This window comes from Yersinia sp. 22-579 (assembly GCF_030433455.1).
Classification (GTDB): domain Bacteria; phylum Pseudomonadota; class Gammaproteobacteria; order Enterobacterales; family Enterobacteriaceae; genus Yersinia; species Yersinia enterocolitica.
Genome location: NZ_JAUJTZ010000007.1, coordinates 39,372 through 63,155, shown reverse-complemented (window position 1 = coordinate 63,155; position 23,784 = coordinate 39,372). Strand labels below are relative to the sequence as shown.

Below are 23,784 nucleotides of genomic sequence, written 5' to 3'. Positions count from 1 at the left end.
ATCAATCCTCGCTTATCAGTTCATAAGGCTTGAACCGGATCACCTCTTGCCCTATCCAATCATTCACCTCTTTCAATCGTTCTTGCAACGGCGTTAACTCATTGCGGACAAAGACTTGTGATGCTTTCGCCACGTCACCGAAACCGCCAGTATTGTTGGGAATAATCCCCATCATCTGCGGTGGCACCCGGTGCACACTGAGCAGGTCGTCGCGGGTGGCGTTCTTGATATTAAAAAAGTCATCTTTGGTGGCGACTTCGCTCAACGGTAAAATCTGGATGCCGTCTTTTTTACCGTTGGGCGCGTACATAAACAGGTTGCGGAAATTGCCTAACCCTTTGGTGTCGCGCATCGCTTTACGCATCGCCTCAATATCGCTGCTACTTTGCGCCGCATCGGTCATATACAGGATGTATCCCGCGTGAGCGCCATTCTGGTAATACTTGCGGCGGAACAGTGTGGCGGCTTCATTGAGCCATGCCGAATTTAAACCGCTGAGGTATTCCGGCAAACCGTAAAGCTCCTGATTGATATCCGGTTCTATCAGGTGGAAAACGCTCCCGGCTTCGAACAGGTGTTCATCTTTCCAGTTCTGGACAAACCAATAGCAATCTTTTTCTAATCCACGGCGGGTGTACTTGGCCGGACTGGGGTCGAGGCGCAGTGGTGCGCCCAGTTGGTTACGGCGCACCTCTAAAAACGCATTGCCAAACACCAGATAATCCAGTGCATAGCGGCTAAATGCCTGCTGACTGAGCATTGCATGAGGGGTAAATGTGCTTGCCAGTATGTTGCGTTTCACATACAGCGGTGAACTGTGATGCACCGCCGCCCGAAAGCTGCGCGCCAGCCCGTCAAAGCTGATCGGCGGGTCATACCATTTACCGTTACTGGTGCATTCGATGTAATCCAGTATTTCCCGCTTGTCGAGCACGGCGGAAGGTTCGCCAAAGGTGAACGCCTCCACCGGCTGCTGTTGGCTGGCGGTGTGATTGGTGACAGGTCGGCTTAATGCCTTGCGGCCCTTGCGCTTACTCATTTCACTTCCCCTGCATTGTTTGCCGCTTGTGACCAGTCGCACAAATATAAGAGCTTGAAATCATCCGCCGTCATGTGTTTTTCCAGCCAACCCTTATCCCAATCTTTTTCCCATAACGTGCAGCCTTGTTGAATGGCATCATCAGTCGTGACCGATTGACGAAATACATCATCAGCACAAAAAACGCCGTTATTTGTGTGTATCACCGGTGCTGTTTTTCGTGGGTGTTGCAGTGAACTATTCCAAATCTTGAACGCAATATGTGAGCGGGAGGGTGTGGTATAGAGCGTTAAACGATGATTTTTGTGCATCGCTATCCCCTTAGCCATTTGCAGTATTGAACGCGGGTTTTTAGCCCATGCATATTCACCCAGATACACATTCCCGGTTTGAGCGGCTGCGTGACTGTTTTCACCGTGAAAGGCGATAAGCGCGCCATTACCTAACAGAATATTATTCAGCGAGCATGGGTTCACGTTTACCCTAACTACCCGGCAAAACTCGGCAATCGTGGCGCGGGTCGTTAGAGCGCTATATCTTGAGACGGTTAAAAAATGCTGGTTGCGGCCTGTGGTGAGGGCATCCAGTAACGCTTCAAAAGCAAAAAGCCAGTCGGCCCCAATCTGGCGCGATTTGGTGATATTGCGGGCTACGCCGGTCTGCCCCACCCGATACCACGCCTTTTGATAGTCAAAGGCCGAGTTTTCGAAATGTTCGCGCAGGCCGTCAACTTGACCAGCAGTAAAAGTCATTGATTTCATCCGTAAAACTCCAAGAAATTAGGGCTATGGCCGCCATATGTCGCGGTAAGGGGTTCATTTAACAGAGCGTGCATAATTGCCCACGCCACATCGGCATGGCTGGCTTCTTCACTGCGGCTGGCGACATAAGTGGAACTCTTACCGCTGGCGGTCATAGTCTTGCGAATGGCCATAAATGACTGGGTGATATCGGTGTGGCCAGTGTCATATTCCAGACGGCCGTTATTAATGGTGTGCTTGGCTTTCAGCACCATGGCGGTTTTGATTTCAGGGGTGTATTTGATTTCCCTTGCGGCTGGGAAGAACTGGCGCACCAACTGGAAAACGCCTTGGCCGACGGTAGTGGCATCAATACCGATATATTCCACACAATACTTATGCGTCAGCTCTTCGATATGTTTAGCCTGCGCTTCAAAATCCATCCCTTTCCACTGGTGGCGCTCCAATACGCGGAACTTGCCGCCCGGCACCATTGGCGGTGCGATCACCGCGCACCCGGCACTGTCGCCGCCGTTGGCCTCGGACGGGTCGTAACCAATCCACACCGGGCGATGCCCAAACGGCCGCAACGAATAGGGGTTGTAGTCTTCCCACTCTTCCAGACTGTCCACCATGCAAGCCTGCAACTCGGCGAACGGGAAGACCGACGCTTGGTCATCGACAAATTCGCACATCAACAGGTTTTGATATTCGGCTGGGCTGTATTCCAGAGAAAGCTGGTTGAGGTCAAACAGGTTACAGCCGCCCGCCAGTGCATCCTCAACCGTGACTATCTGCCGCCATTGGCCATCATCACACAGCGCACCACGGGCTAAATGACTATGACTGAGATCCAGTTGGATATGGTCGGATTTATTGCGGCGGCCTTTATTGAACAGCTCACCAGACCAGAACGGATAGGCGCTGTGGGCCAGACTCGACGGCGTGGAGAAATAGGTGGTACGCCATTTTTTGTGTAATGACATGCCGCTGGCGACTTTGCGCAGCTCCTGAAACTTGGGTATCCAGAAATATTCGTCAAGATAGAGATTGCCGGTGTAGCTCTGCGCGGTACGCACGTTAGTGCCGAGGAAGAACAGGCGCGCCCCATTCGGTAACACCATCGGGTCGCCTTTCAGGTCAACGTCAACCATGCGGGCAAAGTCGATAATGTAGCTTTTGAACACATGCGCCTGTGCCTTACTGGCGGACAGGAATATCTGATTACGCCCGGTGGTGATGGCATCCAGCAGCGCTTCGCGGGCAAAGAAGAACGTTGCGCCAATCTGGCGCGATTTCAGAATATTACGGATGCGGTGGGCTAGTCCGGCCTCAAACCAATTACGCTGATAATCAAAGATATTTTCGTGAAAAATAGACTCCAGCTTTTCAATAGCAGATTCACCGAACAGGTTTTTATCCGGGGTCTTGCGCTCCCCTTTGTTGCGGTTCGCTACGTTCGGATTTAAATCAGCTTCGCTGCCGGTCTGGCTGTAGCGGTTCACCCGCGCCAGCCGTTCAATCTGGCGGCCTAACAGGTCAATCTCTTTAAAGTCCCGCCCCTCCTTTGCGTCTTTCATGATGAGCTGAATCAACCGCGCTTCCATGCTGGTTTCCACGCGGGAAATGGGCGCAATAGCGTCCCACCCGTCGCGCTTCTTCCAGCTCTGCACAGTCGGCGATTTCAGGGCCAGCGTGTCCGCAATCTGGCGCACAGAAAAGCCCTGCCAGTAAAGCAAGGCCGCCTGTCGCCGTGGGTCGCTGATGATGGTGCTCGGTGTCGTATTCATGCCATTAGGCTACGCGACCAGCCCGACCCTCTGCGCGTCCTCGCTGTTGTGCCAGCCCCGTCACAACTGGCTTTCGTTGTTGCCATCGCCATCCATCAGGAAACTAAGCCCCGAACCGAATAATCATAATCACACTGAATGGAGCCGCTCATGGCTAAGAAAGTTTCTAAGTATTTTCGTATCGGCGTTGAGGGTGATACCTGCGACGGGCGAGTGATTGACGCCGACGATATCAACCAGATGGCCGAGTCATTTGACCCGCGCGTCTACGGTTGCCGTATCAATCTGGAACATCTGAAAAGTTACTCGCCGGACAGCACTTTCCGCCGTTATGGCGATGTGATCGGTCTGAAAGCGGAAACCATTGAAGATGATTCAGCGCTGAACGGCAAGCGCGCACTGTTCGCCCAAATCAGCCCCACTGACGAGCTGGTGTTGATGAATAAAGACCGCCAGAAAATCTACACCTCCATGGAGATCCGCCCGAACTTTGCCAATAGCGGTAAAGCCTATCTGGTCGGGCTGGCCGTGACCGATGACCCCGCCAGCCTTGGGACTGAAATGCTGGAATTCAGCGCCAAAGCCAAACACAACCCACTGGCCGCCCGTAAATCTCACCCGGATAACTTTTTCTCTGCGGCGGTTGAAGTGCAACTGGAATTTGAAGACGTGGCCGAGCCGGGTGTCACCTTACTCAGCATGGTGAAGTCAGTATTCAGTCGCAAACAGGCAACTGATGACGCCCGTTTTAATGATGTGCATGAGGCGGTGAATGCGGTAGCGGTGCATGTGCAGGAACAGGGGGAAACCATTGAGGCCCGTTTTACGTCTATTGAGAAGCAATTTGCTGACCAAGTGGTGGAGCTGAAACAGAGCATAGAAAAGGGAAAACAAGGGGTTACGTCCCTCGAAACCAAACTTTCTATCACTGAAAACTTTAGCCAGACCAAGCGCCCGGAATCCACCGGCGGCAACAATCAAAACGATGTATTGACCGACTGCTAATTGGGGTCACTGGCCGCCCGTTGTGCGGCCCACTGGTTATTTCACCCATATTATTTAACTGAATCAGGATTATTATGCGCCCAGCAACCCGTTTTAAATTTAATGCCTACCTAACCCGTCAAGCCGAGCTGAACGGGGTAGAAACCGGCGACCTGAATAAAAAATTCAGCGTCGAACCCTCCGTGACGCAAACCATCATGACCCGCGTTCAAGAGTCCTCAGATTTCCTAAGCAGCATCAACATTGTGCCAGTCGCCGAGCTGACCGCTGAAAAAGTCGGTCTCGGCGTCAATGGTTCGGTTGCCAGCACCACCGATACTGATGGCGGCGACGAGCGTGAAACAGCCGAGTTTGCCTCACTGGACAGTGAGAAGTATTTCTGTGAACAGGTGAACTACGACTTCCACATTCGCTATAGCACCCTCGATATGTGGGCGCGTTATCTGGACTTCCAGACCCGTTTGCGTGACGCCATTATCAAGCGTCAGGCACTAGACCGCATTATGGCGGGTTTCAACGGCACCCACCGCGCCAAGACATCCAATCGTTTGCAGTTCCCCATGTTGGAAGACCTTGCGGTGGGCTGGTTGCAAAAATACCGCAATAACGCCCCGGCCCGAGTGATGAATAAAGTCGTCGGGGAAAATGGCGAATTAGTGTCAGACAAAATTCGTGTTGGTGAGGGCGGTGATTACGTCAACTTGGATGCGTTGGTGATGGATGCGGCTAATACCATGATTGCCGAATGGTATCAGGAAGACCCCGGCCTTGTTGTCCTGACAGGGCGTAACCTGATGCAGGATAAATATTTCCCGTTGGTCAACCGAGCGCAGGAAAACAGTGAATCCCTTGCTGCTGACATGATTATCAGCCAGAAACGTATCGGTAACTTACCCGCGGTCAGTGCGCCCTATTTCCCGGCAAATGCATTCATGATCACCCGTCTCGATAACCTCTCTATCTACTGGCTGGAAGACTCGCACCGTCGTCATATTGATGAAGTCGCCAAGCGTGACCGTATCGAAAACTACGAATCCATTAAAGAGGATTATGTAGTGGAAGATTACGCCGGGGGTTGTCTGGTGGAAAATATTGAGATTTTACCGCTGCCGAAAAAAGAGGACACCGAAAAAGCGGACAAATCCGACATTAATCGCCTCACTGATGCATTGGTTGACGTAGTGAAAGCTGTCTCTGCACCAACCGCTACTGACGAGGGGAAATAAGCCATGACCAGTCCTGCGCGCCGCCACTTTCTGAGGCAGTCGGCTATTGCTGCCTCACAACTGCGGGATAACCCGCTGCGCCATGCCACCGGCTACGAGCTGATGTTGCTCAAGCTCAATGAAGATAAGCGCAAGCTGAAACAGGTACGTTCAAACGAGCGCAAAGCCGAGCTAAAGCGGCAGTTATTGCCGGAGTACATGCCGTGGATCTCTGGCGTGTTGAGTGAGGGGAACGGTGCGCAGGACGCCATTGTAATGACCATCATGATTTGGCGGCTGGATGCCGGGGATATCCCCGGCGCACTGGATATCGCCCGTTATGCACTGCGTTATCAGCTAGTGCCAACTGACCGTTTTACCCGCTCGACCGCTTACCTGATTGCCGAGGAAGTCGCGGACGCTGCGGCGCGCGCCTATGCCACCGGTAAGCCGATTGATATTGAGCCTCTGCTGCAAACCATTGAGCTGATGGAAGATGAAGACATGCCCGACCAAGTGCGCGCCAAACTGCACAAAATCACCGGCTATGTGCTGCGTGACAGTGGTCGGGGCGAGTTGGCCCTGTCCCATCTTCACCGTGCACTCCAACTGCATACCGGTTGTGGCGTCAAAAAAGACATTGAGCGGCTGGCCGTGAAGTTAAAGAACGCCGCCAGCCGCTAAACCGAACGCTCCCCGAGCCGGGCGGCACGATGGCCGCAACAGGGTTTACCTTGTTAACGCCGTCGTCCACCGCCCACCCATTCTGATATTGAGGTTGCCATGACCACTGTTGTTATCCCCGCGCCACGGCCTGACAAAACGGCCGAACCGGTGATTGAAAATACCTTTTTCTGGCCTGCGGTTGACCCGATAAAACTGCGCGAGCTGTTGCGCCTTGAGGGAACCGTCACCGCCGAGCGACTGCGCTTCACCATCAAAGGCGCTATTGCCGAGGTTAACGCTGAACTGTACGAGTACCGCCGTGACCAGATGGCGGCAGGCTTTAAAACACTGGCCGAGGTGCAGGCCGAGCTACTGGACGGCGAAAGCATCCAGTTGGCCGAATACCAGCGGGCGGTCTGTGCCATTACTGCCGCACTGCTGGCCGAGCGTTATCGCAGTTATGACGCCAGTGCGCGCGGTGATAAACGTGCTGAGGCCATTGAAAGTACCGTTGATGAGTTGTGGCGTGACGCGCGAATTAGCATTCGCAACATTGCCGGTAAGCCGCACAACATTATTGGCCTTATCTGATGCGGGTTTACGCGTTGCAAGGCGACACGCTCGACGCACTGTGCTGGCGCTATTACGGCCGCACACAAGAGGTGGTTGAGCAAGTCTATGACGCGAATCCGGGGCTGTCGGAACTGGGGGCCATTCTGCCCCATGGCTATCCGGTGCAGTTGCCCGACATGGCCCCGGCGGCCCAACGTGAAACCGTTCAATTATGGGATTGAAAATGGAGAAATTCAGCTCTGCGGTAGCCTATGTTTTTGCGCTGCTGTTGGCGTTTATTGGCGCACTGAGTCCGCAAGATATCGCGTTTTATGTCGCGGCGGTGGCCGCTGCTGCCACCTGTCTTATCAACTGGTACTACCGGCGCAAGAGCTATTTCTTGCTGAAAGAAGTGGTTATCAGGCGGGAGGTGTTCGATGAACTCAATCGTTAAGCGCTGTCTGGTCGGGGTCATTCTGGCACTGGCCGCCACCTTGCCAAACTACCAAACCTTAAAAACATCGGCCACCGGGCTAAAACTGATTGCCGATTATGAGGGCTGCCAGCTCAACGCCTACCAATGCAGCGCCAACGTCTGGACAAATGGCATCGGTCACACGGCTGGCGTTAAGCCGGGCAGTGTTATCAGTGAGCGACAGGTGGCGGTCAATCTGGTGGCTGACGTGCAGCGGGTTGAGCGGGCAATAGCGGTGTGTATGCCGCTTGTTATGCCGCAACCGGTGTATGACGCGGTAGTGTCGTTTGCCTTTAACGTCGGCACCGGTGCGGCCTGCCGCTCGACGCTGGCCTTTTTTGTCAACAAGGGCGACTGGCGCAGCGCCTGCAATCAGTTGCCGCGCTGGGTCTATGTCAATGGCGTGAAAACCAAAGGGTTAGAGCGTCGCCGCACCACCGAGCAAACACACTGCCTGAGCGGGGTCTGATATGCGCATAGTCATGATGGTGATAGTCGCGTTACTGGTTGCGCTGGGATGGTATGCCAACCGCCTGAGCCACGATATCGACAGTGCCAACCGGATTATTGGCACCTTATCCGCCGGAATTGAGAGCCGGGACAATGCGATCACCCGCCTGCAAGATGAGGCCCGGCAACAGGCAGACAATGAGCGGGCATTACGGCAATCACTGGGCCATGCCAGCACCTTGTCATTATCCCGTGAACAGAGAATTCAAAGGTTACTCAATGAAAATAAAGTCTTGCGTGATTGGTTCGCTACTGCTTTGCCTGCTGACGTTATCCGGCTGCACCAGCGCCCCACGTTCGCCAACCCCAACGATTATTTACGTTGGCTGTCCGACAGTGAACAGTTGCCCGCTACCGGGCAGCAACCCGGCGGTTAACGGTGATTTAAGTGCCGATATCCGCCAGTTAGAAACCGCACTGGTGGCCTGTGGGCTGCAAGTGGAAGCTGTTAAACAGTGTCAGGAACAACACCATGTTAAAACCCAAACTGTTACGCCAAGCCTTAACCGACAGTCTGCAACTGTTCCAGACTAACCCGGAGCGGCTGAAAATGTTTGTTGATGGCGGGCGAATTGTCTCAACACTGGCCCCGTCGCTGTCTTTTGAAAATCAATATACGCTGACGCTGTTTATTGAGGATTTTCCCAGTGATGTTGATTATCTCTTTGTGCCGATACTGGCATGGCTGCGGGAACATCAACCGGACATCATGGCGACGGAGGAAAAGCGCCGCACCGGTTTTATTCATAAGGTTGATGTCATTAGCGATGTGCTGAGTGATATCCGTATCGACTTGCAACTGACTGAGCGGGCTATTGTAAAAGAGGTAGACGGCGCACTGCATGTTAACCATGCGCTGGAGCCGACTTGGCCGGGCGCGCCAACACGACCAACAGCCATCTACTTTAATGGCGAAGTGATCCAATGAATGAGTTGAAACCCTTTGACGATGCACTGACCGGCCTGATTGCCAGTCTGACACCCAAAGCGCGCAAGGCACTGGCGGTCACTATTGCCAAACGCCTGCGCGCCAGCCAACAGCAACGGATTAAACGCCAGCAAGCGCCAGACGGCACTCCGTATGCTGCTCGTAAATCTCAACCGCTGCGTAAACCCAAGGGCCGCATTAAGCGTGAAATGTTCGCCAAGTTACGCACCGCGCGCTATATGAAAGCTAACAGCAGCCCTGATGGGGCGGTGGTCGAGTTTGCCGGGCGCGTGGAACGCATGGCGCGGGTGCATCATTTTGGCCTGCGTGATCGCCCGAACGTGCACAGCAAAGATGTGCAGTATGATGAAAGGCCGTTGCTGGGGTTTAGCCTTATTGATGTGAAAATTATTGAGGAGACAATAATTCAAGCAATTGAGGCTAAATTACCCTAATAAAATGGCTCATCGGTTAAATTTGATGAGCTGACTTTAATATCTAGACCAAAACGAGAATTAACATCATTCACTAATTGAAGAAACCAACTTGGGGCTAATGGTGATATATATACAGACTCAATTAAAATTGACAAGTCACATTCAATATTTTTACCCTTGCTATTACATTTAAAGTCTTTAGTTATAGCCCTAACTTCTTTTTCATGTTCAAATGACTTCCTTTTTCTCCATAAGGCACCATTAACCCCTGAAAATTCTTTTGAAAAATCCACGTACTCTACTCTTCCAATTTGAATACCTAAGTCATCATGCATTGCATCACGGAGACTTTTATAACTTGTCTTTATTGCCACTGCATTTTCCATATAGTTAGAATATAGTTTCCACATAGCCTCTGATTCGTGATTGTTTTCATGCCAGCAACTAATGTAACTAACTTTTCTATCTTTAATACCTATAGCCTCACATTCAAATAGTAACCTTTTAGCTTCTTCATCAATATCAGATTGACTTTTATTTAGTCCATGCCCATTTGGAGCGCTTTTAATAGCATCTCTGAAAAAATCCAAATAATAAGAATCCCATTCACCTTTTCTGTTTCTTAATCCCTTAGCCCCCTCAAATACATCTTGAAAAGAATCAGCACTTGCAAAATACAGACATTTATTAGAAAGAATACTCACGTATTTTGTAAAATCCATATATCGCCATAAACATGAATTATCTGGTGGGATAATAAATGGTCGTTTGGAGTATGAATATCTAACAGCTATTTCTTTTATCTTATTTGCGCAATTGTCACAGCAGTATAGTGGTTCATTATTCTCTCCATACCCTAAGTGGGTTGTATCCAGATGTTTAAACTCATAATTACAAATCATACAGTAATCATGATATTTGTGATGAAGCCGTTTAAGTTCAGGAGTAACTCTGTGAGTCATGGGTTTCATACATATAGCATCCAATTTTTATCTTTATAAGTCACTATAATCAAATTGTTGTGCCATGCACAGGCATGCATCATCAAATTGCCGTCTGACCTGTTGGGCGGCATCCTTTCTGTATGAACACACAAACCCAAATCACTGAAATTCTGCGCCTGCTGCGCAACCTTATCCGTATTGGTACGGTGACCGAGGTCGATCTCGACCAAGCCCTGTGCCGTGTGGCGACGGGGGACAATACCACCGGCTGGTTAAACTGGCTGACGCTGCGCGCCGGTCAATCGCGATCATGGTGGGCACCGTCCGAGGGTGAACAGGTGTTGATATTGTCCCTCGGTGGTGAGCTGGATACCGCCTTTGTGCTGCCGGGCATTTTCTCTGATGACTTCCCGCCGCCGTCGGCCTCGGCGGATGGCCTGTATATCGCCTTTCCTGACGGTGCCACGTTGCACTATGAACCTGAGAGCGGCGAGTTGCAGGCTGATGGCATCAAAACGGCGGTTATCAATGCCAGTGAATCGATAAATGCCACTGCCCCCACTATCACCTGTGCTGCCTTGGTCAAAATCCTGCTGGATACACCCGAAGTGGAATGCACCCACAACCTGACTACCGGCACGTTGAATGTGAAGAAAGGCGGCAAGATGAGCGGCAATATTGACCATTCCGGCGGCAAGTTCTCATCCAATGGTGTGGTGGTTGATGACCATGACCACGGCGGTGTGTTGCGCGGCGGGGATTATACGGAGGGGATTAAATGACCACTGCCACCTATCTCGGCATGAGCCGCAACGCCGGGCAGACCATTACCGACGCTGACCATATTAGCCAGTCAATTGCAGACATACTGATTACCCCGGTGGGGTCACGTGTGATGCGTCGCGCCTATGGTTCGCTGCTATCGGAGCTGATTGACCAGCCACAAAATCCGGCCTTGAGACTGCAAATCATGGCCGCCAGTTACAGTGCGATTTTGCGCTGGGAGCCGAGAGTTAAGCTGACCGGCATCACCTTTGAAACCACCATAGATGGAAAAATGGTGGTCGATATCACCGGCACCCGCAGCGATAGCGCGGCTCCGCTTTCATTAACCATCCCTGTGAGCTGACCCTATGGCAACCATTGACTTGAGCCTGTTACCGCCGCCGTTTGTGGTGGAAGAACTGGACTATGAAATTCTGTTGGCCGAGCGCAAAGCCACGCTGATATCTCTTTACCCGGAAGAACAGCGCACCGCCGTGGCCCGCACGTTGTCGCTGGAATCTGAGCCACTGGTTAAGCTGCTACAAGAAAATGCTTACCGTGAAGTGATATTGCGCCAGCGCGTTAATGATGCGGCGCGCGCGGTGATGGTGGCCTATGCCGTCGGCAGTGACTTAGACCAGCTCGGAGCAAATAACAACGTTGAGCGGCTGGTGATTATCCCGGCTGACCCCACCGCCATTCCGCCGATTGACGCGGTGATGGAATCTGACAGTGATTTCCGGGTGCGTATCCCGCAAGCCTTTGAGGGCTTGAGCGTCGCCGGGCCAACGGGTGCTTATGAATATCACGCCAAAAGTGCCGACGGGCGGGTGGCCGATGCCTCGGCAATCAGCCCGACACCCGCCTGTGTCACGGTCACGGTGTTATCGCGTGAGGGCAACGGCGAAGCCTCAGCCGAACTGCTGTCTGTGGTTGAGGCCGCGCTGAATGATGAGAACACGCGGCCAGTAGCTGACAGGGTGACGGTGCAATCCGCCCGCATTGAAGATTATGAGATTGACGCGGTGCTCTATCTGCATCCGGGGCCGGAAGCGGAGCCGGTACGCCTTGCGGCTGAGAAGAAACTGACCGCCTTTGTCACCGCACAACGCCGCCTTGGTCGCGACATTCGTCTGTCAGCCCTCTATGCCGCGCTGCATGTTGAGGGCGTCCAGCGGGTGGTAATTAATGCTCCCCTGGCTGACGTGGTGCTGGATAAAACCCAAGCGGCTTGGTGCACCGGTAGCAGCATCACTGTCGGGGGTACGGATGACTGACCGTTTATTGCCTGTTGGTTCGTCGGTGCTGGAAGTGGCCGCTGCGCGCGCCTGCGCCGAGCTGGAGAATACCCCGGTTCCGATTCGCCAGCTCTGGAACGCCGACACTTGCCCGTTACCCCTGCTGCCTTATCTGGCGTGGGCGTGGTCGGTTGACCGCTGGGATGAGAAATGGCCGGAAGCCACCAAGCGCGCGGTGGTGAAGTCCTCGCAGTACGTCCACAAACACAAAGGCACCATTGGCGCAATTCGTCGGGTGGTTGAGCCGCTCGGCTATCTCATTAAGGTGATTGAGTGGTGGAAGACCAACGAAACACCCGGCACCTTTCGCCTCGATGTGGGCGTATTGGAAACCGGCATTACCGAAGAAATGTATCAAGAGCTTGAGCGGCTGATAGACGACGCCAAGCCATGCAGCCGCCACTTAGTCGGCCTGTCTATCAATCTCGACAGCAACGGCCCGCTGTATGTCGCCGCCGGTAGTTACAGCGGTGATGAGCTGACCGTATACCCGTATTTACCTGAAACCATAACCGTGACCGGCGAGGGTTACGCCAGTGCCGCAATCCACATTATCGATGACCTGAGAGTGAACCCATGACAGCGAGATTCTTTGCTTTACTGACCAACATCGGCGCGGCCAAGCTGGCGAACGCCACCACGCTCGGCACCCGCTTAGAGATTACCCAAATGGCGGTCGGGGATGGCGGCGGAACCCTGCCAACCCCCAACCCGGCACAAACCAAACTGGTGAATGAGCAGCGCCGCGCCGCCCTTAACATGCTGACCATTGACCCGATTAACACCAGTCAGATTATTGCTGAACAGGTTATCCCTGAGACTGAGGGCGGGTGGTGGATCCGGGAGATTGGCTTGCTGGATAAAGACGGTGATTTGGTTGCGATTGCCAACTGCGCCGAAACTTATAAGCCACAATTGCAAGAGGGCAGCGGGCGCACCCAAACCATTCGGATGATTTTAATTGTCAGTAGCACGGCTGCTGTCACGCTGAAAATCGACCCGTCAGTGGTGCTGGCTACGCGCAAGTATGCTGATGATAAAGCGATTGAGGTTAAGCAGTACGCTGACAACCTGCTCACCGAGCATGAGAAATCACGCAATCACCCGGATGCCAGTAAGACCGAAAAGGGCTTTGTTAAATTAAGCAGTGCCACAACCAGCGATAGCGAAGTGTTAGCCGCCACGCCGAAAGCGGTCAAAACAGTCGCCGAAGCAGCAGCGAAAGCATTGGGAGACCACGGCAAAGACGCTAATCCGCACGACCAGTATTTTCAGATTGCGAATCTGTTATCTGAGATTAAAGCACTGGGGCCAGCCGCACTGGCTGAGACTCTCGCAAACCTTGGTTTAGGCGACGCGGCTAAAAAGGGCATTGCAACTAATGCGGAAATGCAGGTGGGAACTGCGGATAAGCTGGTTTCGCTGGTTGGGCTAATTAGTATCTTTGGCAAAAGAACATTCACCGCGAATGACTATATTCGAATTCCTGATGTTCCCGGTGGCTTTATTGTTCAATTTGGCACCGCAACAACCTTAGCATCAGGCGATACCATAGTGACATTTCCTATTCCATTCCCCAACAAGGTGTTGGGTATCCATCCATCACAAAACAACAGTTATACCAATGGCGCATGGGCAGCATATGCCAGTAAATCTCTTTCAAGTTTCGCTCTATCTGGCTGGACTAACGCAACAACACGCATTGCAATTTCTGTCGATTATTTTGCAGTAGGATACTGATATGAAAGCATTATTTAGTCCATCATTAATAACGTTCATTCCTGACTATATGGTTCAAGATGAAAGTTACCCTCCAGAAATTTCAAATAATCTTGTTGTCGTTACTGATGAAGAGTTAGGCACTTACTGGCGACAATTACCCCCCATTGGAAAAATATTAGGTGTTGCTATAGGGAGGCCCGCATGGGTCGATTTGCCCCCCCCAACCCACGAGGAATTAGTCGAGAGTGTTAATGCTAAAAAGAGCCAGTTAAAATCGGTTGCTGATTCAGAAATTGAATGGCGTCAAGATACTGTCGATGATGGCAGCGCCAGCGAAAAGGAAATAGCAGATCTTGCGGAGTGGCGTAAATATCGAGTTGCTTTGATGCGGATTGATATATCAAAAGCGCCGAGTATCGAGTGGCCAGAATCGCCAAAATAATTAATACACCGGGCTTAATTACCCGGTATATTTTATCTATCTATATAGTTTCAGGCAGAGTATCAGTAAGTACCCACTCGCCGCCCTCATTAGCAATATGCTCTGGTGTTGGGCGCGAGCCAGACATTAATATCCAGCCTTTGGTATCAATAGCTAACCCTGATTCAAATGAAAACTCCGTTGAATCATCTTTTTTTCCATAATATTTATTCATTAATTCACCGTTTTAATTCTTATGCGATAAGGGGCTGATGTTACTTGCGCGCTAATTCCGTGCGGGTTCCCTGCGCTTGAGCTACTTGTTGTAACTTCTAACCCACCAGATTGAATTATTATAAAATCATCTGATGAGTTGGAACCGTATGGGTATGCGGAAATGCCACTACCAAAACCAGCCACATTGGGGTTATAAAGCCATCCCGTCGCTCCCCATTGCCCTGCAATTAGAACCTCAACTAATGCTTCAACTCGTCTACCGGGGAAAGGATTTGCAATGGCTTTTCTTATATTTTTAGTCATTATTGCCGGTGCGGATTCAGTACCATCAGGGTATAAAATTATAAATTTTGGCAGCCTAGTGCTGATGTCGCCTAAACCAAGGTTTTTTAGACTTAGATATTTACTGGTTCATTTTTCCTATAGCTTACCTGCGACAAACTTAACTTATTTTATGAGGGAAATAAGATGCTTATAGGCTATATCAGGGTGTCAACAAGTGACCAAAATACAGAGTTACAACGCAATGCATTGATTAGCGCAAATTGCGTACAGATTTTTGAGGATAAAATAAGCGGGAAATCGTCAGAACGACCGGGCTTAAAACGTGCAATGCGTGCAATGTCCGAGGGAGATACATTGGTTGTGTGGAAACTCGACCGATTAGGGCGCAGTGTTCGCCACCTAATTGCACTGATAGAAGAGTTAAAAAACCGTGGTGTGCATTTTCGCAGTTTGACCGATAGTATTGATACCAGTACCGCTATGGGCCGTTTTTTCTTTCATGTTATGTCTGCGTTAGCTGAGATGGAACGCGAATTAATAGTGGAGCGCACTCTTGCAGGTTTGGCCGCTGCAAGAGCCGAGGGGCGAATAGGCGGTCGCCGCAGGATAATGACAACTGAAGTGATTGCGCGGGCCAGGCGTATGTTTGCAAATGGTGCTAGCCTGCATCAAGTGGCTTTGGTTCTCGATGTGTCACCTAAAACTATTTACAAATACTTCCCCGCAGAGGAACGCCGAAATCTAATATAAAAGCCATGCTATGAGAAACCCATTGGTTTCTCATGTTTCTGTGTTCTATGTGTTACGACCATTTTTATCGGTTTTTCTCGTTGTGCCAGCCCCCACAAAACACCCATTGAATGCCCCCCGTGCGGTAACCCGTCACCATACTCTCACCCTCAATCAACAGAGAGTTAATCTATGAGTGATTACCATCACGGCGTCCGCGTTCTCGAAATCAACGAGGGGACGCGTGTCATTTCCACTATTTCCACCGCCATTGTCGGCATGGTCTGCACCGCCGAGGATGCCGACGCGGCAGCCTTTCCCCTTGATACCCCGGTACTGATTACTGACGTGCTGGCCGCTGCCGGTAAAGCCGGTAAAAAAGGCACACTGGCGGCGTCATTGCTGGCGATTGCGGAACAGGCCCGCCCGGTCACGGTTGTGGTTCGCGTGGCTAGCGGCAAAGATGAGGATGAAACCACGTCTAATATTATCGGCGGCGCTGACGAGAACGGCCGCTACACCGGTATGAAAGCGTTGTTAGATGCGCAATCTGTCACCGGCGTTCGCCCACGCATTCTCGGTGTGCCGGGGCTGGATAATCAGCAAGTATCCACCGCGCTGGCGAGTATCTGCCAGCAGTTGCGCGCCTTTGGTTATATCAGCGCTTACGGTTGCAAAACCCTTTCCGAGGCTATCTTGTACCGTGACAATTTCAGCCAGCGTGAGCTGATGTTGATTTGGCCGGATTTTTTGAGCTGGAACACCACCGCCAACAGTACCGATATTGCTTATGCCACTGCCCGCGCACTGGGCTTGCGCGCCAAGATTGATACTGATACCGGCTGGCATAAAACCCTGTCTAATGTCGGCGTAAATGGCGTGACCGGTATCTCTGCCAGCGTCTACTGGGATTTGCAGACCGTTGGCACTGACGCTGACCTGCTAAACCAAGCCTGTGTTACCACCCTTGTACGCAAAGACGGTTTCAAGTTTTGGGGTTCGCGCACCTGCTCCGATGATCCACTGTTTGCTTTCGAAAACTACACCCGCACTGCACAAATTCTGGCGGACACCATGGCCGAGGCGCAGTTGTGGGCGATAGACCGCCCGATGCACCCGACGCTGGTTAAAGACATGATTGGCAGCATTAATGCCAAATTCCGCGAAATGAAATCCGCCGGGCTGATTATTGACGGCGCTTGCTGGTATGACGACAGCGCCAACGATAAAGACACCCTGAAAGCGGGCAAGCTGTTTATCGATTACGACTACACCCCAGTGCCACCACTGGAAGATTTAACCCTGCGCCAGCGTATCACCGATAAATATCTGGTGAACTTTGCCGCTGCCGTCAACAGCTAAGGAAACCTGACTTATGGCACTGCCACGTAAGTTGAAATTGATGAACCTGTTTAACGATGGCCGGGATTACATGGGGATCGTCTCCTCAATCACCCTGCCGAAACTCACCCGGAAGCTGGAGAACTATCGCGGCGGCGGGATGAATGGCGTCGCGCCGATTGATTTGGGGCTGGATGACGATGCGCTTTCCATGGAGTGGTCGATGGGCGGCATTGACGAGCTGGTGTTGCAGCAATGGGGAACCCCCAAAGTTGACGCGGTTCCGCTGCGTTTTGCCGGGGCTTATCAGCGTGACGACACTGGCGAAGTGACGGCGGTAGAGGTCGAAATCCGTGGCCGTCATAAAGAGATTGATGGCGGCGAATCCAAACAAGGGGAAGACACCGAAACAAAGGTATCCACCCAGTGTACTTATTACAAGCTGACCATTGACGGCAAGGTAGTGATGGAGATTGACGTGGTTAACCTGATTGAAATGGTTAACGGCGTAGACCTGCTGGAAGCCCAACGCAAGGCCATTGGCCGCTAACCCCTGACGGCCAGTGTTAACTCGCTGGCCTCCCTGACTAAATTGGAAAAAACCATGAAAAAAGTAACGGCTAAAACTGAACCCGCCACCGAGGTTAACGAGAATCTGGTGGTACTGGACACCCCATTAAAGCGTGGGGATACCTTAATCACTGAAATTGAAGTCCGTCGCCCCAATGCCGGGACGTTGCGCGGTGTTCGTCTGTTTGATGTGGCTCACTCTGAAGTCGATGCGCTGATTGTCGTGTTGCCACGAATCACCACCCCCACACTGACCGCCGCCGAATGTGGCCGCTTAGAATTGCCGGATTTAGTGGCACTGGCGGGTAAGGTGATTGGTTTTTTGTCGCCGAAACAGGGGGCGTAACGCTCGACCCGAAACTGGAAGTGGATGACCTGATGGCGGATATTGCCGCCATTTTTCACTGGCCGCCGTCAGAGCTTTGGGCCTTGAGCCTCACCGAGCTGGTGCGCTGGCGTCATAAAGCCCTGCTAAGAAGTGGAGCCGTAAACCATGAGTAAGAGCTTACAGCTACAGGTATTGCTCAAAGCCGTAGACCAAGCCACCCGCCCCTTTAAAGCCATTCAAACCGCCAGTAAATCCCTCACTGGCGACATTCGCAACACGCAAAGCAGCATCAAATCCCTTGATATGCAGGCGGCGAAGATTGACGGTTTCCGTAAGGCCAGCGCCCAACTGGCCGTCACCGGGCAGGCGCTGAAAAAAGCCAAAGAAGATGCGGCGGCGCTGGCTATCGCCTTTAAAAACACCGAGAAACCCACCGCTCAACAAGCCCGACTGATGGAGGGAGCCAAGCGCGCGGCGTCTGAACTGCAAACCAAATATAACGGGCTGCGCCAGTCAGTGCAGCGCCAGCGCGATGCGCTTAACGCTGACGGCATTGCCACCAAAAACCTGAGCAGTGAACAACGCCGGTTACGCAGCAGTGCCGCCGAGGCGACGGTTGCCCTGAGCCGCCAGCGCCAAGAGCTGCAACGCCTGAGCCTGAAACAGGAACAACTCAACCGTATCAGCAGCCGCTATCAGAAAGGCAAAGCTGCCACCAGTGCGGTGCGTAATACCAGCGCGGCCAGTTTGGGTGTGGCAACCGCCGGGCTTTATGGCGCGGCAAAACTGATTGCGCCGGGTATGGAGTTTGACAGCCAGATGTCCGGCACTCAGGCGATTTTAGGGCTGAATAAAAACGACGCCAAGCTGGCCGCCATTCGCCAACAGGCGCGTGACATTGGCGGATCAACGGCCTTTTCGCCGACAGATGTCGCACGAACCCAAGACACGCTGGCCCGTTCCGGCTATGACGCTGACGCCATTCTGGCCGCCACTGAGCCAACGGTTAACCTGTCGCTGGCGTCCGGTGTGGATATCGCCGAAGCAGCGGATATTGTCACCAACATGCAGTCGGCGTTTAACCTGCCGCTAGACCAGATTAAACGGGTGTCGGACGTGATGGCGAAAGGCTTTACCAGCTCAAACACCAACTTGTTAGAGCTGGGCGAGGCGATGAAATACGTCGCCCCGATTGCTGAAGCCGCCGGGGCCAACATCGAAGACACTACCGCGTTACTCGGGGTGCTGGCTGATAACGGTATCAAGGGCAGTATGGCGGGCACCAGTACCAGTGCGGTGTTTAGCCGCTTACAGGCTCCCGTCGGTAAAGCGCCGGAAGCCTTGCGCGAACTGGGAATAACCACCCGCGACGGCAAAGGCAATATGTTGCCGGTGGAGAAAATCCTCAAAGATATTGACCGCTCTTTTAAAAAGAACAAGTTAGGCACCGCACAGCAAGCCGAATACCTGAAAGTGATCTTCGGTGAAGAGGCGATGAAAGGCGCGGTGAAACTGGTGGCCGCAGCCGGTAACGGCAAGCTGGCAGAGAAGCAAAGCAAACTGATGAATGCGGGTGGCACCGCGCAATCTATCGCCACGGTGAGAATGGATAACCTTGACGGCGACCTGAAAAACCTGAGTTCGGCATGGGAAGACTTAGAGATTGAGGTGTTTGAGAAGCAAGACTCCGCGCTGCGCAAACTGACCTTAACCGCAACCGACTGGCTGGTCAATGTCGCGGCATGGGCCAAGAAAAATCCGGAGCTGGTCAGCACCATTACCACCGTTACTGGCGCGGCGCTGGCACTGGTTGCCGGGCTGGGTGCGCTAGGGTTGATTGCATGGCCGGTTATGGCGGGGTTTAACCTGCTGTTGGCCGGGGCCGGTTTATTGAGTACTGGCTTTTCACTGATGGCCGGAACCATTGCCGCCGCGCTCACGGCGCTAACATGGCCGATAGTGGCAGTAGTCGCGGCCATTGTGGCCGGGGGCCTGCTTATCCGGAAATACTGGGAACCTATCAGCGCCTTTATTGCTGGCGTCGCCGAGGGCTTTACTGCTGCCATGGGGCCAATCAGTGCCGCCTTTGAGCCGCTAAAACCGGTGTTTAACTGGTTTAATGACAAGGTGAAACAGCTTTCGAACTGGTTCGCTGACCTGATTAAACCGGTGAAAGCCACGCAGGAAACCCTAGATGTGGCGACCAACGCAGGCAAGTTATTCGGCGAGGGGTTAGCGGCAGCACTCAGTCTACCCATGGATGCACTGAACACTCTGCGCAGTGGCATCGATTGGGTACTGGAAAAGCTCGGCGTTATTGACAGCAAATCTACCGGGCTGGCCGATAACGTCCCGAAAGATAACCCTTACGCGGGCGGATACTCACCCAGTGGCGGCGTGTTGTACGGCGGTTATCAGCCGGTGACTGCCAATACCGGCACCACCATTGTCGATAGCAGTGTGACCACCAACGATATCAAGATAACGATTCCACCGGGTATGAGCCGACAGGATGCCGAGCGAATGATGGTTGATGCCCTTGCCAAGAACGAACGCGATAAGCGCGCCCGTCAGCGCGGCCAGATGGAGAATGATTAATCATGATGTTATCACTGGGTTTATTTGTCTTTATGCTACAAACCACCCCTTATCAAAGCATGGGGCGCAATATTGATTATCGTTGGCCCACTAACAGCCGGGTAGGCTTGCGCCCGGCGGCGCAATTTCTTGGCGTCGATAGCGAAAAAATGACGCTATCCGGGGTATTACTACCGGAACTGACCGGCGGCCGCCTGTCGTTGCTGGCTCTAGAGGTGATGGCTAACCAAGGCAAAGCATGGCCGCTGATTGAGGGGAGCGGCATGATATACGGTATGTTTGTGGTTGAAAGCCTGAGCCTGACCCGCAGTCTGTTTTTTGCAGATGGCAGCGCCCGGCGCATTGAGTTCACCCTCAATCTGTTGCGGGTCGATGAGTCACTGACAGCGATGTTCGGCGACCTGCAACAACAGGCTGACCAATTACTGGGTAAGGCGACGGCCATGGCCGATAAAGCCCAGTCAGCAATCGGAGGGTTATTCTCATGATGACCGGCATGTCGCTACCGGCTGGCGCGGACATGGCCCCAGACTTTATGCTGAATATTAACGCGAAAGATATCACCCAGAATATTCGCCCCCGGCTGCTGTCTCTGAGTCTGACCGATAACCGAGGCTTTGAGGCTGACCAGCTTGATATTGAACTGGATGACGCTGACGGCCAGCTTGCCATGCCGGAACGGGGCGCGGTGTTGTCGGTGTTCTTGGGCTGGAAAGGGTCGGCGCTGATAGGTAAGGGGGACTTTACCGTGGATGAGGTCGAGCACCACGGCGCGCCGGATACGCTGACCATTCGCGCCCGCAGTGCGGATTTTCGCGGCTCACTCAATGCGCGGCGGGAAGTCTCTTATCATGAAACCACGCTGGGTAAAGTGGTGGCGCAAGTGGCCGAGCGCAACAACCTGAAAGCGATGCTGGCTGACGGTCTGGCGGATATCGCTATTTCTCATATCGACCAGACCCAAGAAACTGACGCCAAATTTATCACCCGGTTAGCTTCACTGAATGGCGCGGTGGCTGCCGTCAAAGCCGGGCGATTGTTATTTATCAAGCCGGGCAGCGGTGTTACTGCCAGCGGGAAACCCATTCCGCAGATGACGATCACCCGGCAAGATGGCGACCAGCACAGCTTTAGTATTGCTGACCGGGGCGCGTATACCGGCGTGAGTGCCAGTTGGTTGCACACCAAAGACCCGAAACCGGCTAAGCCGAAAAAAGTTAAGTTGCAGCGTAAGCCAAAGTTTAAGCAGCTCCGCGCACTGGAACACCCCAAAGCCAAACCGACCCGCACCAAAGCCGCCGCAGTGAAAAAGCCGGTGGAGGAAAAACAAGGGGATTATCTGGTGGGGTCAGAAGATAACGTTTTTGCTATCACCACGGTTTATGCCACGCAAAAAGCCGCCATGCGCGCTGCCCAGTCTAAATGGGAGAAGTTACAGCGGGGTGTTGCTGAGTTCTCTATCACCTTAGCCATGGGCCGTGCTGATTTATTTCCTGAAACCCCTGTCGCGGTCAATGGTTTTAAATCGGTGATAGACCAACAGAGCTGGATAATCAGCAAGGTGAAGCACAGCTTGAGTAACAGCGGTTACACCACACAACTGTCTCTCGAAGTGTTGTTGTCGGATGTCACTTATGAGGCCTTAGAGTAACCACATTCAACTAATTGATATTTATTTCACAAATGCGAATACTGGTGATAAGATCAGCATAATTACTGAATATGCAGTTTCGGAGGTAAATATGATGCATTGCCCACGTTGTAAATTTGCAGCACACGCGAGATCCAGCCGTTACCTTAGTGACGAAACGAAAGAACGCTATCACCAGTGCACCAATATTAATTGCGGTAAAACCTTTAAGACCCATGAAACTATCGTTGAAACGATAATGGAACCGGGAATAATTAATGCTGTACCGCCCCACCCTAAAGGGAATCAAGGCGTGTTGTGGATGTAATTAAAGAAGCCTGCGAATTGCAGGTTTTTTTATATCAAAATTCTGTGTAATTAATATCTTGTTGGGGATAACTGGCGGTTTATCGTGCTTGCTGCGGGGTGAAGCTTTTAAGGTGAGAAAAGTGCCGTAGACACAATGTAGTCATTTTGTAGTCACTCTGCTGCCACTTGCCGAATCTCAGAAACAAAAAAACCGCCTCACGGCGGTTAACGACATACTCATACTACTTTGTTTTACTTATACTATTTTCCATGGTGCCCGGGGCGGGACTTGAACCCGCACAGCCATAAGCCGAGGGATTTTAAATCCCTTGTGTCTACCGATTTCACCACCCGGGCTCTGGAAAACTGGAGGCGCGTCCCGGAGTCGAACCGAGGTAGACGGATTTGCAATCCGTAGCATGGCCACTCTGCCAACGCGCCTTTTTTCTTTGCCTTACTACTTAGGTTCGCTTGAAGCCAACCTACTAATTTGGAGCGGGAAACGAGACTCGAACTCGCGACCCCGACCTTGGCAAGGTCGTGCTCTACCAACTGAGCTATTCCCGCAACATCAGAACTTACTGATTCTTTTGCTATCTTTCGGCATTTCGTTGCTGCCGTCTGATGCGATGCATTCTACTTACCTGACGCGATGAGTCAATAAAATTATCAGACTAATTCGTTCGTTTGCTGCTTTTTCCGGCGCTTCGATCAAGGTTCGAGCAAATCTTTCCAGGCAGCGTTTAAATATTGAAACATTGACCAAAATGTCAGGACCGCTGCAATGTAGAGGAGAACAAAACTCGCCAGTTCAACATTATGATCTGGCCGCCAAAGTAGCCCAACTAATGAGCCCATTTGAGCGGTTGTTTTGACTTTACCAATCCATGAGACCGCAACACTGCTACGTTTACCAATTTCGGCCATCCATTCACGGAGGGAAGAGATGATAATCTCACGAGCAATCATTGTTGCTGCTGGCAAAGTAATCCACCAAACATGGTAATGTTCAGCAACCAAGACCAACGCAATGGCCACCATCACTTTATCCGCTACAGGATCAAGAAAAGCTCCAAAGCGGGTTGTCTGTTTCCAGCGCCGGGCTAAAAAGCCATCGAACCAATCGGTTGCGGCTGCAAACACAAATATGATGGCGCAAACCATCGGAGCCCAGACGAATGGCAGATAGAATGCCAGAACGAAGAATGGGATGAGTACTACACGAAACAGGGTAAGCCAAGTCGGTATATTCAATTGCAT

Annotated in this window: 33 protein-coding genes and 3 tRNA genes; 26 read left to right on the top strand and 10 right to left on the bottom strand. The window is 52.2% G+C overall.

What is annotated here, in order from left to right; translation table 11 throughout:
• Position 1: 1 nt before the first annotated feature.
• The 3 genes from QSV56_RS10180 to QSV56_RS10170 are packed head-to-tail and all read right to left on the bottom strand — an operon-like array spanning position 2 to position 3,569.
• On the bottom strand, positions 2–1,039 hold the full coding sequence (locus tag QSV56_RS10180; RefSeq protein ID WP_061111908.1) for a phage portal protein: 1,038 nt from the start codon (positions 1,037–1,039) through the stop codon (positions 2–4).
• Positions 1,036–1,800: a terminase family protein gene (locus tag QSV56_RS10175; protein WP_061111909.1), complete on the bottom strand. Its 765-nt coding sequence runs from the start codon at positions 1,798–1,800 to the stop codon at positions 1,036–1,038. Before QSV56_RS10175 ends, QSV56_RS10180 begins: the two co-directional genes overlap by 4 nt.
• Positions 1,797–3,569 (bottom strand): terminase ATPase subunit family protein, encoded by a 1,773-nt coding sequence (locus QSV56_RS10170; RefSeq protein ID WP_061111914.1) that lies wholly within the window; start codon positions 3,567–3,569, stop codon positions 1,797–1,799. The genes QSV56_RS10175 and QSV56_RS10170 overlap by 4 nt, the downstream gene beginning before the upstream one ends.
• A 150-nt stretch (positions 3,570–3,719) precedes the next feature.
• On the opposite strand from QSV56_RS10170, the gene QSV56_RS10165 reads away from it, so the two are divergent.
• The 11 genes from QSV56_RS10165 (at position 3,720) to QSV56_RS10115 (ending at position 9,365) form a co-directional block, all read left to right on the top strand.
• Positions 3,720–4,574, top strand: a complete 855-nt coding sequence (locus tag QSV56_RS10165) for a GPO family capsid scaffolding protein (protein WP_061111915.1) — start codon at positions 3,720–3,722, stop codon at positions 4,572–4,574.
• Between the two features lie 74 nt (positions 4,575–4,648).
• Positions 4,649–5,800 carry a phage major capsid protein, P2 family gene (locus QSV56_RS10160; protein WP_061111918.1) on the top strand — a complete coding sequence of 384 codons (1,152 nt, stop codon included), beginning with the start codon at positions 4,649–4,651 and terminating at the stop codon, positions 5,798–5,800.
• A gap of 3 nt (positions 5,801–5,803) precedes the next feature.
• Positions 5,804–6,463 (top strand): terminase endonuclease subunit, encoded by a 660-nt coding sequence (locus QSV56_RS10155; protein WP_049679437.1) that lies wholly within the window; start codon positions 5,804–5,806, stop codon positions 6,461–6,463.
• Positions 6,464–6,562: 99 nt separating this feature from the next.
• Complete coding sequence (locus tag QSV56_RS10150) at positions 6,563–7,036, top strand: head completion/stabilization protein (protein ID WP_061111919.1); 474 nt, start codon at positions 6,563–6,565, stop codon at positions 7,034–7,036.
• Complete coding sequence (locus QSV56_RS10145; protein ID WP_061111920.1) at positions 7,036–7,239, top strand: tail protein X; 204 nt, start codon at positions 7,036–7,038, stop codon at positions 7,237–7,239. The genes QSV56_RS10150 and QSV56_RS10145 overlap by 1 nt, the downstream gene beginning before the upstream one ends.
• 2 nt (positions 7,240–7,241) lie before the next feature.
• Positions 7,242–7,451: an HP1 family phage holin gene (locus QSV56_RS10140; RefSeq protein WP_005163750.1), complete on the top strand. Its 210-nt coding sequence runs from the start codon at positions 7,242–7,244 to the stop codon at positions 7,449–7,451.
• Entirely contained in the window at positions 7,435–7,941 is a 507-nt protein-coding gene (locus tag QSV56_RS10135) for a lysozyme (RefSeq protein ID WP_046695134.1), read from the top strand. Before QSV56_RS10140 ends, QSV56_RS10135 begins: the two co-directional genes overlap by 17 nt.
• Position 7,942: 1 nt before the next feature.
• Positions 7,943–8,359, top strand: coding sequence for an Rz-like lysis system protein LysB (gene lysB, locus QSV56_RS10130; protein ID WP_046695135.1), 417 nt, complete (start codon positions 7,943–7,945; stop codon positions 8,357–8,359).
• The gene (gene lysC / locus QSV56_RS10125; RefSeq protein ID WP_261374785.1) at positions 8,244–8,516 is read left to right on the top strand and encodes an Rz1-like lysis system protein LysC; all 273 of its coding nucleotides are present in this window, start codon (positions 8,244–8,246) and stop codon (positions 8,514–8,516) included. The genes lysB and lysC overlap by 116 nt, the downstream gene beginning before the upstream one ends.
• Positions 8,455–8,910, top strand: coding sequence for a phage tail protein (locus QSV56_RS10120; RefSeq protein WP_014609022.1), 456 nt, complete (start codon positions 8,455–8,457; stop codon positions 8,908–8,910). Before lysC ends, QSV56_RS10120 begins: the two co-directional genes overlap by 62 nt.
• A complete protein-coding gene (locus QSV56_RS10115; protein ID WP_061111922.1) occupies positions 8,907–9,365 on the top strand; it encodes a phage virion morphogenesis protein in 459 nt (152 codons plus the stop codon). Before QSV56_RS10120 ends, QSV56_RS10115 begins: the two co-directional genes overlap by 4 nt.
• On the opposite strand, the gene QSV56_RS10110 is transcribed toward QSV56_RS10115, so the two are convergent.
• Positions 9,362–10,318, bottom strand: a complete 957-nt coding sequence (locus tag QSV56_RS10110) for a hypothetical protein (RefSeq protein WP_203226690.1) — start codon at positions 10,316–10,318, stop codon at positions 9,362–9,364. The two genes, QSV56_RS10115 and QSV56_RS10110, sit on opposite strands and share 4 nt — an antisense overlap.
• A gap of 113 nt (positions 10,319–10,431) precedes the next feature.
• Between QSV56_RS10110 and QSV56_RS10105 the strand changes: the two genes are divergently transcribed.
• From QSV56_RS10105 to QSV56_RS10080, 6 genes are read left to right on the top strand one after another with little or no spacing between them, the layout of a single operon-like run.
• Positions 10,432–11,073: a phage baseplate assembly protein V gene (locus QSV56_RS10105; protein WP_061111933.1), complete on the top strand. Its 642-nt coding sequence runs from the start codon at positions 10,432–10,434 to the stop codon at positions 11,071–11,073.
• Positions 11,070–11,420: a GPW/gp25 family protein gene (locus QSV56_RS10100; RefSeq protein WP_061111936.1), complete on the top strand. Its 351-nt coding sequence runs from the start codon at positions 11,070–11,072 to the stop codon at positions 11,418–11,420. The genes QSV56_RS10105 and QSV56_RS10100 overlap by 4 nt, the downstream gene beginning before the upstream one ends.
• A 4-nt stretch (positions 11,421–11,424) precedes the next feature.
• Positions 11,425–12,333 (top strand): baseplate J/gp47 family protein, encoded by a 909-nt coding sequence (locus QSV56_RS10095; RefSeq protein ID WP_061111937.1) that lies wholly within the window; start codon positions 11,425–11,427, stop codon positions 12,331–12,333.
• Positions 12,326–12,934, top strand: coding sequence for a phage tail protein I (locus tag QSV56_RS10090; RefSeq protein ID WP_061111938.1), 609 nt, complete (start codon positions 12,326–12,328; stop codon positions 12,932–12,934). The genes QSV56_RS10095 and QSV56_RS10090 overlap by 8 nt, the downstream gene beginning before the upstream one ends.
• Entirely contained in the window at positions 12,931–14,094 is a 1,164-nt protein-coding gene (locus QSV56_RS10085) for a phage tail protein (protein WP_061111939.1), read from the top strand. The genes QSV56_RS10090 and QSV56_RS10085 overlap by 4 nt, the downstream gene beginning before the upstream one ends.
• A 1-nt stretch (position 14,095) precedes the next feature.
• A complete protein-coding gene (locus tag QSV56_RS10080; RefSeq protein WP_050153005.1) occupies positions 14,096–14,518 on the top strand; it encodes a tail assembly chaperone in 423 nt (140 codons plus the stop codon).
• 40 nt (positions 14,519–14,558) lie between these two features.
• Here the strand turns inward: QSV56_RS10080 and QSV56_RS10075 are convergent, their stop codons facing one another.
• Together QSV56_RS10075 and QSV56_RS10070 are read right to left on the bottom strand one after the other, a co-directional pair.
• The gene (locus tag QSV56_RS10075) at positions 14,559–14,732 is read right to left on the bottom strand and encodes a hypothetical protein (protein ID WP_154236196.1); all 174 of its coding nucleotides are present in this window, start codon (positions 14,730–14,732) and stop codon (positions 14,559–14,561) included.
• Entirely contained in the window at positions 14,732–15,037 is a 306-nt protein-coding gene (locus tag QSV56_RS10070; RefSeq protein WP_154236197.1) for a hypothetical protein, read from the bottom strand. Before QSV56_RS10070 ends, QSV56_RS10075 begins: the two co-directional genes overlap by 1 nt.
• Positions 15,038–15,202: 165 nt before the next feature.
• Between QSV56_RS10070 and QSV56_RS10065 the strand changes: the two genes are divergently transcribed.
• The 9 genes from QSV56_RS10065 to QSV56_RS10025 all read left to right on the top strand — a co-directional run bounded on the left by QSV56_RS10065 (position 15,203) and on the right by QSV56_RS10025 (position 22,543).
• Positions 15,203–15,769, top strand: coding sequence for a recombinase family protein (locus QSV56_RS10065; protein WP_050158842.1), 567 nt, complete (start codon positions 15,203–15,205; stop codon positions 15,767–15,769).
• 171 nt (positions 15,770–15,940) lie between these two features.
• A complete protein-coding gene (locus tag QSV56_RS10060) occupies positions 15,941–17,110 on the top strand; it encodes a phage tail sheath protein (RefSeq protein WP_061111840.1) in 1,170 nt (389 codons plus the stop codon).
• Positions 17,111–17,123: 13 nt separating this feature from the next.
• Positions 17,124–17,639: a phage major tail tube protein gene (locus tag QSV56_RS10055; RefSeq protein ID WP_049598849.1), complete on the top strand. Its 516-nt coding sequence runs from the start codon at positions 17,124–17,126 to the stop codon at positions 17,637–17,639.
• A 54-nt stretch (positions 17,640–17,693) separates the two neighbouring features.
• Complete coding sequence (locus QSV56_RS10050; protein ID WP_061111841.1) at positions 17,694–18,005, top strand: phage tail assembly protein; 312 nt, start codon at positions 17,694–17,696, stop codon at positions 18,003–18,005.
• A gap of 32 nt (positions 18,006–18,037) precedes the next feature.
• Complete coding sequence (locus QSV56_RS10045) at positions 18,038–18,160, top strand: GpE family phage tail protein (protein ID WP_004875948.1); 123 nt, start codon at positions 18,038–18,040, stop codon at positions 18,158–18,160.
• The gene (locus QSV56_RS10040) at positions 18,153–20,585 is read left to right on the top strand and encodes a phage tail tape measure protein (protein ID WP_301212204.1); all 2,433 of its coding nucleotides are present in this window, start codon (positions 18,153–18,155) and stop codon (positions 20,583–20,585) included. Before QSV56_RS10045 ends, QSV56_RS10040 begins: the two co-directional genes overlap by 8 nt.
• 2 nt (positions 20,586–20,587) lie before the next feature.
• On the top strand, positions 20,588–21,073 hold the full coding sequence (locus QSV56_RS10035) for a phage tail protein (protein WP_046695148.1): 486 nt from the start codon (positions 20,588–20,590) through the stop codon (positions 21,071–21,073).
• A complete protein-coding gene (locus QSV56_RS10030) occupies positions 21,070–22,236 on the top strand; it encodes a phage late control D family protein (protein ID WP_301212201.1) in 1,167 nt (388 codons plus the stop codon). Before QSV56_RS10035 ends, QSV56_RS10030 begins: the two co-directional genes overlap by 4 nt.
• Positions 22,237–22,327: 91 nt before the next feature.
• Positions 22,328–22,543: a DNA-binding transcriptional regulator gene (locus QSV56_RS10025; protein WP_014609037.1), complete on the top strand. Its 216-nt coding sequence runs from the start codon at positions 22,328–22,330 to the stop codon at positions 22,541–22,543.
• A gap of 252 nt (positions 22,544–22,795) precedes the next feature.
• Here the strand turns inward: QSV56_RS10025 and QSV56_RS10020 are convergent.
• The 4 genes from QSV56_RS10020 to pgsA form a co-directional block, all read right to left on the bottom strand.
• A tRNA-Leu gene (locus QSV56_RS10020) sits at positions 22,796–22,881 on the bottom strand.
• 10 nt (positions 22,882–22,891) lie between these two features.
• Positions 22,892–22,965, bottom strand: a tRNA-Cys gene (locus tag QSV56_RS10015).
• 50 nt (positions 22,966–23,015) lie between these two features.
• A tRNA-Gly gene (locus QSV56_RS10010) sits at positions 23,016–23,091 on the bottom strand.
• 144 nt (positions 23,092–23,235) lie between these two features.
• On the bottom strand, positions 23,236–23,784 hold the full coding sequence (gene pgsA, locus QSV56_RS10005) for a CDP-diacylglycerol--glycerol-3-phosphate 3-phosphatidyltransferase (RefSeq protein WP_019080796.1): 549 nt from the start codon (positions 23,782–23,784) through the stop codon (positions 23,236–23,238).